The organism is Pseudomonas sp. HY2-MNA-CIBAN-0224, from assembly GCF_040310285.1.
Classification (GTDB): domain Bacteria; phylum Pseudomonadota; class Gammaproteobacteria; order Pseudomonadales; family Pseudomonadaceae; genus Aquipseudomonas; species Aquipseudomonas helleri.
The window spans coordinates 1-261 of record NZ_JBEOPQ010000635.1; the positions used below are offsets into that span (position 1 = coordinate 1).

Below are 261 nucleotides of genomic sequence, written 5' to 3' on the forward strand. Positions count from 1 at the left end.
TTCCCATTCAGACAAATCGGCTTCGTTGCAATCGAGGTTGAAACGTTTGATAACCAGATCATCCAATCCTTGCGAGCGTAATAATGCAGGGATTTTATAGATGCTATCTACGTCTTTTAATGAAATAACCGCCCGTTCTTCAACATTACAGAATAGCGAGATTTTGGCTTTTTCAATTGCTGGAACCGCACGGTCGCCACGACAAACCAGTACATCCGGAGCAATACCAATAGAGCGTAACTCTTTAACAGAGTGCTGAGT

1 pseudogene is annotated in these 261 nt (G+C 42.9%); it reads right to left on the bottom strand.

Annotated features, from left to right (window positions below):
• A pseudogene (pyrG, locus tag AAEZ03_RS27855) lies at positions 1-261 on the bottom strand (CTP synthetase); the annotation flags it as partial.